Genomic DNA, 13708 nt, shown 5'->3' on the forward strand with positions numbered 1-13708 from the left:
CGCCTCTTTGAGAGAAGACGCTGTAGGAAACCCAACATCCGCCTAGCTCGCGGCCTCGCTAACGGGAACCACCGCATCCACCGTCTCGTCGAACGCCGCCCAGAACTGCGCCCGGAGCGCGTCGACCTCGATCAGGACCTCGTGGAAGGCGCCCTCGATTTCCAGATAGCGCCCCTGTGGAATGCGCCGAGCGATCGATCTGAGGTCGGCGTTCAGCACGCGGGTGTCCTCGCCCGCCGCGACGATAGTCACAGGGATCGAGATCGCCTCGACGCTCGGCGAGCGGCGCAGCCAGGCGCAGGCGGAAAAGGCGAAGTCCACCCAGCCCCAGGTCGCGCCACCCAGGGCGATGTCGCGGTTGGCCAGGAGTTGGGACCGATAGCGCGCGTATCGCGCCTCGTCATGGGTCAGCGCGTCGGTGGCGAAGGTGTCGGCGAACGGGTCGCTGATTTCGCCGGGGGTGTAGTCGCCGGCGAACCCGGCGCGGGCCATGATCCAGGCCAGAGCCCGCGAGGCGCGGGGCGGCCGGCGGCCGGTGTCGAGACCCAGCATCGGGGCCGACAGCACACAGGCCGAAAAGCGGGCCTCGCCCCGGGCCAGGGCCAGGGTCGTCAGGCAGCCCCCCATCGAGTGCCCCACGGCGATCCACGGCTTGGGCAGGCGGTCTTCGAAGGTGTCGAGCAGCGCCGTATAGTCGCTTAGAAACGGCTTGAAGCCCTTGGCGTGGCCCTTGAGCCGGTCGGGCAAGGCGCGGACTGACAGTCCCTGCCCCCGCCAATCGTGGACCAGCACCGCGAAGCCGCGGGCCAGCAGGTCCTGCACGACCTCGTAGTATTTCTCGATCGGTTCGCTGCGGCCGGGACTGACGATCACCGAGCCGCGCGGTTTGCCCGGCGGGAAAAAGCAAGCGGCGCGGAGGGTCGCCCCATCCGCGCCGACAAACCATTCAGCTGTTCCATGGTCCGGAACGGGCGCCTCGGGAATCGATACCAGAGGCGCCTGCTCCATCATGGGATTAGCGCATCTTTGCGAACAGCGAAGCCATGCTCGACTGCAGCGCCATGGCAACGCCCATGTCCGACAGCTTCAGCTTGCCGGTCATCACCGCCATGGTGGGGTCCAGGGAGCCGGCGCCGATAGCCAGCAGATCGTCCATGCTCAGAGTCATGGTCAGGTCGGCGGGCTTGTCTTCGTTGGTGACCGAACCACCGTCGATGTGAACGACGCCGGCGTCCTTCAGGTCGAACTTGAGGCTCTTGCCCAGTCCGCTGTCGTCGCCCACGGCGCCTTTGATACGGTCGGTAATTTCTTGCAGCGTGGCCATGAGCGCGATCTCCCTGTGTGTTCGCGTGTTGAGTGGGCGGAAGCTAGACCGAGCGACGACGGCAAGTAAACACCGTTCAGACCCGGTCTGGCTTATTTCTTCCGGTCGTAGAACCCGACCTTAGTCGGGCTTTTTGTCAACTTTACCCTTACGGCGCCCTTGAAATCTTCCGGACGAAAGTACGGGGTTTCCTTGATCAGGGGCAGCGGCTGGGTGCGGCCATCAGCGAAGACGGCCAGACCGCCGGCGGCCTTGACGAAGGCGATCCCGGTCATCTTGGGCAGCAGCATGCCCATCGGGCCCGCGGCCCTGCTGATCACCGTGTTGGCCTCGGTCACTGTGGCCGTCAGGTCGCGCGTGTCGTAGTCGGTCGCCGGGTTCAGCTGCGTGGCGAAGTTTAGGGTTGTGCCGACCTTGGCGTCCTCAGGCAGGTCGAGCGCGAGTTGGCCCCACCCTCAAGCTGCGCCAGGGTGGGCAGGCGTTCGAAAGCCCCGGAGGCGTTGACCGGCAACGGCGTGCGTGCGCCGTTCGCCTCGATCAGAGTCGCCTTCAGATTGGCCAGCGGCTTGTCGTTGAGGCTCAGCGTGTAACCAAGTCGCACCCGGGCGCGCTCGCCTCCCGGCACCTTCAGAAACTTCTCGAGATAGGGGAAGGCCTTGGCCGCCGGCCCGATCTTTTCGGCCAGGGCGGGCGTAGCGATCGCAGCCAGCAGGGCCGCCGCGAGGAGGCGCGCCTTCAAGGCGCTCATTTTGGCTTCACAAACTTGAGGGTCATGCGGTCACTCTCGCCGATCGCATCATACTTGGCGTGGCCAAAGCCCGGCTCGGCCGGCTCGCCGCGAGGGGCCGAAAGGCGGGTCGGGGGCAGTGTCCAGACGCCGAAGGGGTGATCCTTGGTGTCCTTGGGATTGGCGTTGATTTCGCTGGAGCCCGCCGGGATGAAACCGGCCTCCTGGGCCATCTGAACGACATAGGCTTCCTGCACATAGCCATCGGCCGCCAACACGTCCTGGATGCGGCCGGCCTCGCCGCGATGCTCCTCGACGCCGAGGATCCCACCGGGCTTAAGCGCCGCCAAGGCATCCCTGAACGCCTTCTCGGCGATACCCGCCGCCATCCAGTTGTGGATATTGCGGAGGAACAGCACCAGATCGGCCGAGCCGGCCGGGGCGACCGGTCCGCTGGTTGGGCCAAACGCCGTGACCTCCACGTCGCCATAGAGCCTGGACTTCTCCGAGAGCTTGCGCCGATAGGCCTCGACCACCTCGGCGGCGGCAGGGTCGCTGGCGTCGGCCTGCAGGGTCGGGGCGTAGAGCTTGCCCTTGGTCGAAGCCAGGAACGGGGCCAGGATTTCGGTGTACCACCCTGCCCCCGGCCAGAATTCGACGACCGTCTGTCCCGGCTTCAGCTCCCAGAACTTCAGGCTCTCGACAGGGTGGCGCCACATGTCGCGAGCGCGGTCGGCCGACGAGCGCCAGTCGCCGCCGACCGCAGTCTCGATAGTCTGGCTTGCGGCCTTGGCGGGAGCCTTGGGCGCATCGTCAGCCGTCTTGCGTCCGCAGCCGACAAGGCCTGTCGCCACCCCACCGACGATCAGGCCTCGCCTGGACCAGGAAATATCCGGAAGCATCATCCCCCCTTACGAACGCCGCCAGACTATTTCGCGACCTTGGCCAAAAGGCGCCGGATCACGAAGGCTTGCGGAAGCGCAGGGTCATCCGGTCGCTCTCGCCGATCGCGTCGTATTTGGCGCGGTCGAAGGTGGGATCGGCGGGCTGACCGCCGGGCGCGGTGCGCTTGACCGGCGGCAGGGTCCAGACGCCGAAGGGGTGGTCCTTGGTGTCCTTGGGATTGGCGTTGATCTCGGACTTGGCGTCCAGCTTGAAGCCCGCCTTCTCGGCCAGGGCGACCACGGTGGCCGTCGACAGATAGCCATCGGCGCCAGCGCTGGTCTCTGACTTCGGATCGGCCCGGTGCTCCTCGACCGCAAGGATCCCGCCCGGCTTGAGCACGGCGAAGAAGTCGGCGAACACCTTGTCGGCGACGCCAGGTTGCACCGTCCAGTTGTGGACATTGCGCGCTGTCAGGACGAGGTCGGCCGAGCCGGCCGCGCCCAGAGGGGCCGATACGGCGCCAAAATTGGCGTAGCCAACCTTGCCGTAGCGGGCTTCATCGGCAAAACGCGCCTCGAAGGCCTCCCGACCCTTGCGGGCGCCGTCCGAGAGCTTGGGGTTGGCCAGGTCGGCGACACCCGCGATGTAGCTTCCGCCCGTGGCCTTGGCATAGGGAGCCAGGATCTCGGTCCAATAGCCGTTGCCTGGAGAGACCTCGATCACGGTCTGCTTGGGCTTCACGCCCCAGAACGACAGGCTCTCATAGGGGTGGCGGGCGCCGTCGCGCGCCACATCAGCGGCGGAACGGTGTGGGGCGGCAACGGCGGCCTTGAGCGCCGCATCTGCGGCGAAGGCTGCGGGAGCGGCGGCCAGGCAAAGCGTGGCGGCCAGCATCAGGACATGGCGACGGTGGGTCATGTTCGGGTCTCTTCCGCGTCAGGAGCGGCGACCTTAGCCGGGGTCGGGCGCGGATCAAGCCTTTACCGACCAAGGTTCCATTCAACCTCTTGAAGTCGAAAACCGGCTCCCCACCTGTCTATCCGAAGGCGCTGGTTTCCCGGGCCTTCCGGACCACAGGTGACGCCGATTTCGGGTCGCCAACGGGACGAACAGACACTGCAACCTTGCTTGATGAGAAGGATGTCACCATGCGCACCATCGACCTTTCCCCCCTGTATCGCTCGGTCGTCGGCTTCGACCGACTGGCCTCGCTGCTCGACGCCGCCGCGTCGAACGAAGCGGCCTCGGGCTATCCCCCCTACAATATCGAGCGCACCGACGAGAACGCGTATCGCATCGAGATCGCCGTCGCCGGCTTCAAGTCGGACGAACTGTCGATCGAGGTGAAGGAGAACCTTCTCACCGTCACCGGGCGAAAGACCGCCAATGACGACATCAAGCGCTACCTGCATCGCGGCCTGGCCGAGCGCAATTTCGAGCGCCGTTTCCAGCTGGCCGACTATGTGATCGTGCATGACGCGGCCCTGGCCGACGGTCTGCTGTCGATCGCCCTGAAGCGCGAACTGCCTGAGGCCCTCAAGCCCCGCACCATCGAGATCAAGTCGGACGCTGCGCCGCTGATCGAAGGCAAGACGGTCAAAAGCGAAAAGGCCGCCTGACCGGCAGCCCTGAACATCATCTTCTAAGATCCCTCCCCTCGACTTCGGCGGCGCAGCGATGCGCCGCCTTTTTCGTGTCGAGGCCTAATCCGGGGCCGAGAGGTCCAGTCCCTGCACCTGGCTCAGGTCGCAGTCGCGGAAGCTGGCCTTGACGGCGCGGGCGCCTGTGAGGTCAGCGCCGCGCAGATCGGCGCCGTCAAAGACCGCTTCGGAAAGATCGGCCGTCTGGGCCATCACGTACCGCAGCCGAGCCGAGGCCAGGTTGGTCAGCGTGCGGCGCTCGGGGCCTAGCGGCAGCGGGGTCAGAAACGCCTGCCGCAGGTCGGCCTTGGTCAGATTGGCCCCGGTAAGCTTGGCGCCGCGCAGGTCGGCGCCGCGCAGGTTGGCCGAGCGGAGGTCGGCGTTCTGCAGGTTGGCGCCCTGCAGCTGGGCGCCCGACAGATCCAGGCCGACCATGCAGGCCCCTTTGGCGCTCATCGCGGTCAGGCGCAGACCCTTGAGACGATCCCCCAGCGGACGCAGGTCTTCGCCGTCAAGCCGCGCGCACTGGCCTTCCTTGCCACCCGTCTGACACCAGCGCTGGTTGTCGAGGGCGCGTTGATACAATTCCTGGGCCTTGGCCTGGGCCTGGACCGTTACGGTGACCAGGGCGCCGGTCATGTTCGCGCCCAAGGTGCGGGCGGTCGAGGTGTCGACCCCGGCCATGACCGAGCCTTGCAGGTTCGCGCCCTCGAGGTTGGCGCCCTTGATGTCGGCGCCATCCAGAATGGCGCCTGAAAGATTGGCTTCCTTGAGATTGGCGCCAGACAATTTTGCGCCGCGCAGCGAGCAGTCGCTGAAATCGGCCTTGAAGGCCGAGACGCCCTCGAACTGCGAACCGTCCAGGGTGGCGCCGGAGAAGTTGACCTCATCGACCTCGCCCAAGCGGGTCTCGTGGCGCAGCGAGTCGAGGCCCTTGCGGGGATGGGGAATAGCGATCTGACCTTCGCGGAAGTCGGCCTGAGTCAGGTCGGCCTGGGCCAGGTTGGCGCCGCGCAGACAGACGCCGCGCAGATCGGCGCGAACCAGAACCGCCTGGCGAAGATCAGCCTTGCGCAGATCGCAGCCAAAGAGGTTGGCGCGGTCCAGCTTGGTGCGGACCATGCGGCAGCCGTCGAGGACCGAACCGGTAAAATCGGCGTCGGCGAGATTGCGGAACGACATGTCCAGGCCGGACAGGTTCACGAATTTCAGCGAAGCCCGCTTGCCGCCCTGCTTGCCCGTCACGAATTTCTCGTGAGCCGTCACGATCATGTCGAGCTCGGCCTGACTAAGGCGTCGCCTGCCGGCCATGCTCTCCGCGGCGTTCATGCCCTGTTATCTCCCCGGAAAAGTCTCTGATCGCTCACGGCGACAATACCGACGATCGACGAGCGAACGGTTAAGACTGCGCGGAAATGTCGCGGTAGATCAGATGACGCCTTCCAGGCCCCTCGCCCCCAGGCGAATAGCTCCGGTGAGGTCGACCTCCTTGAGGAGGGCGTTGGTGAAATTGGCGCGCGACAGGTCCGCGCCGCTGAGACAGGCCTGTCGCAGGTCGGCCCGGGCCAGATCGGCATTGGTCAGCAGCACGCCGGTCAGGTCCGACGGAAGCAACCGGTCGCGCCCGATCAGCAGCGGGCCAAGCTGGGCGTCGCGAAGATCCGAACCTGAAAGCTTGGCGCCGCGAAGCCGCGCGCCGCGAAGATCTGCGTGACGAAGATTGCAGGCCCGCAGGTCCGCGCCTTCCAACTGCGCGCCCTGAAGCTGCACGCCCTCCATGTCGAGGCCATAGAACACCGCGCCCTTGGCCGAGAGGGCCGTCAGATTGAAGCCGCGGACCGATTTCAGATTGCGCAGATCGGCCTTGTCGAAGGCCGAAGGCTTGCCCTCGGCGCCGCCGGTCTCGCACCAGCGGGCGTGATCGGCGATCATCTGCTCGTAGGGCATATCGGAGACGCTGGTCCCCGACGGCTTGTCGGTCAGGGCGCCGTCCATGTTGGTGTCGTTGACGTTCCACTGCTGGGTCTTGGCGCCCACCAGCACGGTGTTACGCATGTCCGCGCCCGCAAGGTTGGCGCCAGACAGATCGGCTCCGGCCAGGTTGGCGCCGTTGAAGTTGGCCTGTTTGAGATTGGCGCGGACCAGCTTTGCGTCCTTCAGAATCGCGTCGCTGAAGTCGGCCTTGGTCGCCACGATGCCCGACAGACGCGAGCGCTCGAGGTTCGCCCCGGCCAGTATGGCGCCGGTGGCGTAGGCTTCGCGATGCACCGGCTCGATCATCTTGTAGCCTTCCTTGCGGTCGGCCGAGGCGATCGAGCCTTCACGAAGGTCCGCCTCGAACAGATCAGCCCCGGTCAGGTTGGCGCCGCGCAGGCTGGAGCCACGCAGATCCACGCGACGCATCGAAGCGTCGGTCAGATCGGCGCCCTGCATGTCGGCGCCATACATGTTGGCGTTGTCGAGTTTGGCCTTGCGTAGATCGCAACCGACCAGCAACGCGCCCGTGAAGTCGGCGTCGCAGAGGTTGCGGCCCGTGACCGACAGGCCCGACAGGTCACAGAAGGCGAAGACCGCGCGCGCGCCGCCCAGCCGAGCCGCCCACAGGCGGTCGTGCTTGGCGCAGATAACGTCTACGTCGTATTGCGTCAGGCGCCGGTACTCTTGGCCTGTCGCCACTGGGGCGGTCATGGTGCTTGCGATCTAACCCGACTGGATGGACCGCGACCATGCCCGCCCGGGCATTAACGCTGAGTTTCCAAGCGTTTCCAGTTCTGTCAGGCGATTGCGGGCAGCTCTTGAGCGCGGCTCTCGTCGAGGTAGCGGACTGAAACCGGCTTGAGGGCGCCGTCCAGTTCGATCACCAGCGGATTGCCGGTGGGAATTTCGACATGAACGATGTCAGCGTCCGGCACCTGGAACAGGTGCTTGACGATCGCGCGCAGCGAATTGCCGTGGGCGGCCACCAGGATCGTCTCGCCGGCCGCCAGCTTCGGCGCGATCTCGGCTTCCCAGTAAGGCAGCACACGGACCAGTGTGGTGGCCAGGCTTTCAGTGGCCGGCAGGTCCTTGCCCGCGTAGCGACGGTCCTTGCTGAAGTCGTATTCGCCGCCCGGCGCCAGTTCCGGCGGCGGGATGTCGTAAGACCGGCGCCAGATCGTGACCTGCTCCTCGCCATGCTTCTCGGCGGTCTCAGCCTTGTTGAGACCCGTCAGGCCGCCATAGTGGCGCTCGTTCAGGCGCCAGTCCTTGGTGACCGGCACGAAGCTCTGGCTGGCCGCGTCCAGCGCCAGGTTGCAGGTGCGAATGGCGCGGGTCTGGACCGAAGTATAGGCTTCGTCGAGATCGATGCCTGCGGCCTTGATCAGCTCGCCGCCCTTGCGCGCCTGGGCTTCGCCCTCGGCGGTCAGGTCGACGTCCACCCAGCCGGTGAAGCGGTTCTCGAGATTCCACTGGCTCTGGCCGTGGCGGAGCAGGACGAGGGTTGGCATCGGGCCTCCTTGCGAGATGTCACCGGCGGGCTAGGCCCAGAGGCGCGTTCCGTCAAGCGCCCCCTCCCGGTCCGCGCGACACATGCTATAGGCAGGCGCATGTCTGATCGCATTTTCATGCCCCTGATGGCCTTGATCGCCATGGCGATGATCGCCCTCGCCCTGGTCTGGCCGCAAGGCTACGGCGCGCGCTCGCCCGATCCGTTCGGCTCGACGCCGATCCAGCAGACGCCTGAAATGCGGGCCAAGATCGAACGCGAGAAAGAAGGCGCCCGTCGCCGCGCCGAAGAAGCCGTCCGGGCCGTCAAGGCTGCCGGCGGAACCGTGCAGTGAGCGCCTTCGACGCCGTATCGGTCGGCCAGCGGGTCATTCTGGGCGAGGCCGAAGCGCTGCGCGCCCTGTCCGATGATCTGGGCGAGACCTTCGCCAGGGCCGTGGAAACCGTATTCCACGCCAAGGGCCGCGTCGTCTGCACCGGCATGGGCAAGTCAGGTCACGTGGCGCGCAAGATCGCCGCGACCCTGGCCTCGACGGGCACCTCGGCCATGTTCGTCCACCCCGCTGAAGCCAGCCATGGCGACCTGGGCATGATTGGCCCCGACGACGTGGTGCTGGCCCTTTCAAAATCGGGCGCGGGGCGTGAACTGTCCGACACGCTGGTCTACGCCAAGCGCTTCTCGATCCCGTTGATCGCGATGACCGCCGTCGCCGACAGCCAGCTGGGCCTGGCGGCCGACGTCCTTCTGCTGCTGCCCGACGCGCCTGAGGCGACCGCCGAGGTCAGCGCGCCAACCACCTCGACCACCCTGCAGATCGCGCTGGGCGACGCCCTGGCCGTGGCCCTGCTGGAGCGCCGGGGGTTCACGGCCAGTGATTTCCGGGTCTTCCATCCCGGCGGCAAGCTGGGCTCGATGTTGCGTACGGTCGGCGACCTGATGCACGGCGACCAGGAACTGCCGCTGGTCGCCGCCGACGCCCCCATGCCGGCCGCCCTGCTGGTGATGAGCGAAAAACGTTTCGGCGCGGCCGGCGTGATCGACGCCTCTGGCCAGTTGATCGGTCTGATCACCGACGGCGACCTGCGTCGTCACATGGACGGGCTGATGAGCCACATCTCCAGCGAGGTTATGACCCGCGCTCCGCTGACCATCGGCCCCACCTCCCTCGCCGCCGAAGCCCTGAAGATCATGAACGAGCGCCGGATCACGGTCCTCTTTGTGGTCGAAGACAATCGCCCGGTCGGCATCCTGCATGTCCACGACCTGCTGCGGGCGGGCATAATCTAGGCGACGGTCACGTTTCGACAATCGATGTCATGTGAGAACGCTAGCAGCGCCGGCCCGTGGTCGCTAAAGCAACGATCTCAACCTTGATGCGAGCCCCGATGTTCTCAGCGCCCCGCTCCGACCTCGTTCCCAATACCGCCGCCTACGAGAACGAGCCGCTGGTCAAGGCCACGGGGTTTCGCGAGTACGACGCGCGCTGGCTGTTTGGGCCCGACATCAACCTGCTGGGCATTCAGGCCCTGGGCCTGGGCCTTGGCACCTATATCCAGGAACTGGGCCTGTCGAAGATCGTGGTCGGCCACGACTTCCGCTCCTATTCGTCGTCGATCAAGAACGCCCTGATCCTGGGCCTGATCTCGGCCGGCTGCGAGGTCCACGACATCGGCCTGGCCCTGTCGCCCACCGCCTATTTCGCGCAGTTCGATCTGGACATCCCCTGCGTGGCCATGGTCACCGCCAGCCATAACGAGAACGGCTGGACCGGCGTGAAAATGGGCGCGCAACGCCCGCTGACCTTCGGTCCCGACGAGATGGGTCGCCTGCGCGACATCGTGCTGGGCGGAAAGTTCGTGGAACGTGACGGCGGCAAGCTGATCCGCGTCGAGGGCGAAGCCGAGCGCTTCATCGCCGACGTCGCCAAGCGCGCCAGCATCACCCGTCCCCTGAAGGTCATCGCCGCCTGCGGCAACGGCACGGCTGGCGCCTTCGCGGTCGACGCCCTGCAGCGCATGGGCGTCAGCGAGGTGATCGGGATGGACACCGAGCTCGACTACACCTTCCCGAAATACAATCCGAACCCGGAAGACGTGGAGATGCTGCACTCCATGGCCGCCGCCGTCCGTGAGCAAGGCGCGGACCTGGCGTTCGGCTTCGACGGCGACGGCGACCGCTGCGGCGTCGTCGACGACGAGGGCGAGGAGATCTTCGCCGACAAGATCGGCCTGATGCTGGCCCGCGACCTGGCCCCGCTGAACCCCGGCGCGACCTTCGTGGTCGATGTGAAGTCGACCGGCCTCTACGCCACCGACCCCATCCTGGCCCAGCATGGCTGCAAGGTGATCTACTGGAAGACCGGCCACAGCTACATCAAGCGCAAGAGCGCTGAGGTCGGGGCCCTGGCCGGGTTCGAAAAGAGCGGCCACTTCTTCATGAACGGCGACCTGGGCTACGGCTATGACTGCGGTCTGACCGCCGCCGCCGCCGTGCTGGCCATGCTGGACCGCAATCCGGGCGTGAAGCTGTCGGACATGCGCAAGGCCCTGCCGGTGGCCTTCACGTCCCTCACCATGAGCCCGCACTGCGGCGACGAGGTGAAGTACGGGATCGTCGATGACGTGGTTCGGGAATACCAGGACCTGTTCGCCGCCGGCGGCTCGATCCTGGGCCGCAGGATCACCGAGGTGATCACCGTCAACGGCGTGCGCGTGCATCTGGAAGATGGCTCTTGGGTTCTGGTCCGCGCCTCATCCAACAAGCCCGAGATCGTGGTCGTGGTCGAGAGCACCAGCTCCGAGGACGACATGCGCGCCCTCTTCCGCCAGGAAGTGAAGCCGCGCCTGGGCGATCGCGTCGGCAAGTACAACCAGGAAATCTGAGGCTTCCCAGCGACGCGCGCAGTTCGTAGAGTTTGCGAACGCCCACCGACGAGATCGGCGGGTCAGTTTCAGGAGAATGCCTTTGCTCACCGACCTCGCCTTGGACCGCTTCAGCGGCCAGCGCGGACGCGTGTGAGCACGCCCGGACGCTGACCGCTCACGAAGCCTGGACAGACGTCATCGACGTCCCCTCATTTTCTTCGAGAGCCACCATGATCCTGGAAACAACCAAAGACGACTACGCACGCCTGATGCTGGGCCTCGGGCCGAGAGATCTTGATCTGGCGGATACGCCGATCGCGCCGCCTGCCATCATCGAAATGCTGGCCGGCGTCGCCGACGGCGTCTGGGCGACCTTCTCGCCCGCCTCCTGGCTGATCGTCGAAAGCGGCGAGGTCGTCGGGCTCTGCTCCGTCACGCGGCCGCCAAAGCACGGCGTGGTCGATATCGGCTATGGCGTCGCGCCCAGCCGGCAAGGTCGCGGCCATGCCGGCCGAGCGGTGGGCGACATCGTCGCGTGGGCGAGACAATGCGCCGACGTGACGGCGCTGACCGCCGAGACATCCACAACGAACCTGGCCTCGCAGCGCGTACTGAGCCGAAACGGCTTCGTTCAAGCAGGCGAGCGCCTTGATGAACAGGACGGACCGTTGATCTGCTGGCGCTGTCCGACCGCCTAGAGGGCAGCACAGGGCGGGCGCGGGCGACGTCTATCGTCCGCGCCCGTTCCTTCGCCCATTCCGTCATTTGGGACCGCCGCGATTTTGGCGTTAGCTCATCACCCAACCGCGAGTCGTCCATGCGCCCTCTGATCGCTCTCCTTGCCTGGTCCTGACTCCCAGCCTCGGCGAAGCCGCCCAGCCGATCCTGCTCAAGCCCGCGCGCGTCTGGACAGCCGAGGACGCCGGTCCGCCCCATGAGGGCTGGGGCGTCCTGATCCGCGACAACAGGATCGCCGCCGTCGGTCCCGCCGCCGGCCTGGACGCGACCGGAGCCGAGGTCATCGACCTGCCCGGGGCGACGGTGATCCCCGGCCTGATGGACCTGCACAGCCACCTGCTGCTGCATCCCTACAATGAAGCCTCATGGGACGATCAGGTGCTGAAGGAGGCGCCCGACTACCGCGTCATCCGCGCGACGGTTCAGGCCAGGGCCACGCTGGACGCCGGCTTCACCACCCTGCGCGACCTGGGCGCCGAGGGCGCGGGCGTGTCGGACGTCTCGATCAAGCGCGCTATCAACGACAGGCTCATCCCCGGCCCGCGCCTGTTCGTGGCCACGCGCGCCATCGTCGCCACCGGCGCCTACGGCCCCGCACGCCGCAACTACAATCCTGACGCCGAGATCCCCCAGGGCGCCCAGGAGGCCAGCGGGATCGACGAGGGCGTCAGGGCGGTGCGCGAGCAGGCCGGCGCGGGCGCCGACTGGATCAAGATCTATGCTGACTACCGCGTCGGCCCCGACGGCTCGACCCAGCCGACCTTCACCCTCGACGAGTTGAAGGCGATGATCGATGTCGCCCATTCCAGCGGCCGCCCGGTGGCCATCCACGCCGCCAGCGACGAGGGCATGCGCCGCGCGATCCTGGCCGGCGCCGACATCATCGAACATGGCTATGGCGGCACGGAAGCCACCTTCAGGCTGATGGCCGAGAAGGGCGTCGCCTATTTCCCGACCCTGACGGCCAGCGAGAGCACCTCGACCTATTTCGGCGGCTATGTCGCCGGCAAGACCCCGCCGACGCCCGCCATGCAGGCCGCCGAACGGGCCTTCAGGCTGGCGATGAAGAGCGGCGTCACCATCGGCATGGGCAGCGATGTCGGCGTGTTTCGCCATGGCGACAACGCCCGCGAGCTGGTGTGGATGGTCCGCCACGGCATGAGCCCGACCCGGACCCTGCTGGCCGCGACGGCCGTGGACGCCAGGGTGCTGCGGCGGCAGAACGATCTTGGCCAGCTGAAGCCCGGCTACCTGGCCGACATCGTCGCCGTGACCGGCGACCCGACCCGGGATATCGAGGCGACCAAGGCCGTGGTTCTGGTGATCAAGGATGGCGTCGTTCATCGTCGCCCCTGAGGCATTCCTCTTGCGCCAGACCGCAAAGCCGGGCGATCTCGGCAGGATGCGTCGCTCGATCCCTCTTGCCCTGACCTGCGCCTTGCTGACCGGACCGGCCCTGGCCGCTGACCCCGGCACGACCCAGCGCGGCGACACGATGCGCGACGCCGTCACCGCGCCGCTCGAGGACCTGAACCTCAAGCGCAAGGACATCCCGGCCGTGCTGACACGCGCGGTCGCCGATCCCTATGACGTGGTGGGTCTGGAGCGTTGCGAGCCGATCGCCGCCGAGATCGGCCGGCTGGACGCGGCGCTGGGTCCAGATCTGGATGAGGCCCCGCCCCCCGACGAGCGCTCCAGCAGCAGGAAGGTGGTCGACGGCGCCTGGAAGGCCGGGGTCGCCGAGGTTCGCGACCAGACCACCCACGTGCTGCCGTTCCGGGGCTGGATCCGCAAGCTGACCGGCGCGGCCAAGCACGACCGGGCCGTCCAGGCCGCCATCCGCTCGGGCGGCATCCGGCGCGGCTATCTGAAGGGCGTCGGCATGCGGATGAACTGCGCGCCACCCGCCGCGCCCAGCTGGTTTGTTCCGGCCCCGCCGCCGCCTCCGCCCGCGCCAGAAAACCCATTGGCGAAGCTCATCGCGGTCTGGGAAAACTTCCTGATCTGGGTGCGCAACCTGATCGGCTAGGGCCTGACGGGCCC

16 protein-coding genes are annotated in these 13708 nt (G+C 66.8%); 7 read left to right on the plus strand and 9 right to left on the minus strand.

The features are described 5' to 3' along the window. Positions 1–42 precede the first annotated feature (42 nt). From ACN2C7_RS13275 to ACN2C7_RS13300, 6 genes are all read right to left on the minus strand, one after another. The gene (locus ACN2C7_RS13275) at positions 43–1011 is read right to left on the minus strand and encodes an alpha/beta fold hydrolase (RefSeq protein WP_419317438.1); all 969 of its coding nucleotides are present in this window, start codon (positions 1009–1011) and stop codon (positions 43–45) included. 4 nt (positions 1012–1015) lie between these two features. Then, on the minus strand, positions 1016–1324 hold the full coding sequence (locus ACN2C7_RS13280) for an SCP2 sterol-binding domain-containing protein (protein WP_419317439.1): 309 nt from the start codon (positions 1322–1324) through the stop codon (positions 1016–1018). A 92-nt stretch (positions 1325–1416) separates the two neighbouring features. Next, positions 1417–1662: a hypothetical protein gene (locus ACN2C7_RS13285; RefSeq protein WP_419317440.1), complete on the minus strand. Its 246-nt coding sequence runs from the start codon at positions 1660–1662 to the stop codon at positions 1417–1419. A gap of 59 nt (positions 1663–1721) precedes the next feature. Then, positions 1722–2072 (minus strand): hypothetical protein, encoded by a 351-nt coding sequence (locus ACN2C7_RS13290; RefSeq protein ID WP_419317441.1) that lies wholly within the window; start codon positions 2070–2072, stop codon positions 1722–1724. Next, positions 2069–2956, minus strand: a complete 888-nt coding sequence (locus tag ACN2C7_RS13295; protein WP_419317442.1) for a class I SAM-dependent methyltransferase — start codon at positions 2954–2956, stop codon at positions 2069–2071. The genes ACN2C7_RS13290 and ACN2C7_RS13295 overlap by 4 nt, the downstream gene beginning before the upstream one ends. A gap of 55 nt (positions 2957–3011) precedes the next feature. Then, on the minus strand, positions 3012–3854 hold the full coding sequence (locus tag ACN2C7_RS13300) for a class I SAM-dependent methyltransferase (protein ID WP_419317443.1): 843 nt from the start codon (positions 3852–3854) through the stop codon (positions 3012–3014). 230 nt (positions 3855–4084) lie between these two features. On the opposite strand from ACN2C7_RS13300, the gene ACN2C7_RS13305 reads away from it, so the two are divergent. Next, positions 4085–4555 (plus strand): Hsp20 family protein, encoded by a 471-nt coding sequence (locus ACN2C7_RS13305; RefSeq protein ID WP_419317444.1) that lies wholly within the window; start codon positions 4085–4087, stop codon positions 4553–4555. Between the two features lie 84 nt (positions 4556–4639). On the opposite strand, the gene ACN2C7_RS13310 is transcribed toward ACN2C7_RS13305, so the two are convergent. The 3 genes from ACN2C7_RS13310 to gpmA form a co-directional block, all read right to left on the minus strand. Next, positions 4640–5905 (minus strand): pentapeptide repeat-containing protein, encoded by a 1266-nt coding sequence (locus ACN2C7_RS13310; protein ID WP_419317445.1) that lies wholly within the window; start codon positions 5903–5905, stop codon positions 4640–4642. Between the two features lie 99 nt (positions 5906–6004). Next, entirely contained in the window at positions 6005–7264 is a 1260-nt protein-coding gene (locus tag ACN2C7_RS13315; RefSeq protein ID WP_419317446.1) for a pentapeptide repeat-containing protein, read from the minus strand. Between the two features lie 86 nt (positions 7265–7350). Further along, a complete protein-coding gene (gpmA, locus tag ACN2C7_RS13320; protein ID WP_419317447.1) occupies positions 7351–8064 on the minus strand; it encodes a 2,3-diphosphoglycerate-dependent phosphoglycerate mutase in 714 nt (237 codons plus the stop codon). A gap of 99 nt (positions 8065–8163) precedes the next feature. On the opposite strand from gpmA, the gene ACN2C7_RS13325 reads away from it, so the two are divergent. The 6 genes from ACN2C7_RS13325 (at position 8164) to ACN2C7_RS13350 (ending at position 13694) form a co-directional block, all read left to right on the plus strand. Further along, positions 8164–8397 carry a hypothetical protein gene (locus ACN2C7_RS13325; protein WP_419317448.1) on the plus strand — a complete coding sequence of 78 codons (234 nt, stop codon included), beginning with the start codon at positions 8164–8166 and terminating at the stop codon, positions 8395–8397. Then, positions 8394–9350, plus strand: coding sequence for a KpsF/GutQ family sugar-phosphate isomerase (locus ACN2C7_RS13330; RefSeq protein WP_419317449.1), 957 nt, complete (start codon positions 8394–8396; stop codon positions 9348–9350). Before ACN2C7_RS13325 ends, ACN2C7_RS13330 begins: the two co-directional genes overlap by 4 nt. A 98-nt stretch (positions 9351–9448) precedes the next feature. Further along, a complete protein-coding gene (locus tag ACN2C7_RS13335; RefSeq protein WP_419317450.1) occupies positions 9449–10945 on the plus strand; it encodes a phosphomannomutase/phosphoglucomutase in 1497 nt (498 codons plus the stop codon). A gap of 212 nt (positions 10946–11157) precedes the next feature. Then, positions 11158–11625, plus strand: a complete 468-nt coding sequence (locus ACN2C7_RS13340; RefSeq protein ID WP_419317451.1) for a GNAT family N-acetyltransferase — start codon at positions 11158–11160, stop codon at positions 11623–11625. 343 nt (positions 11626–11968) lie between these two features. Further along, a complete protein-coding gene (locus ACN2C7_RS13345; protein WP_419317452.1) occupies positions 11969–13021 on the plus strand; it encodes a metal-dependent hydrolase family protein in 1053 nt (350 codons plus the stop codon). A gap of 10 nt (positions 13022–13031) precedes the next feature. After that, entirely contained in the window at positions 13032–13694 is a 663-nt protein-coding gene (locus tag ACN2C7_RS13350; protein WP_419317453.1) for a hypothetical protein, read from the plus strand. The last annotated feature ends 14 nt before the right edge of the window (positions 13695–13708 follow it).

Source organism: Caulobacter sp. ErkDOM-E, from assembly GCF_048541895.1.
Lineage (GTDB): Bacteria > Pseudomonadota > Alphaproteobacteria > Caulobacterales > Caulobacteraceae > Caulobacter.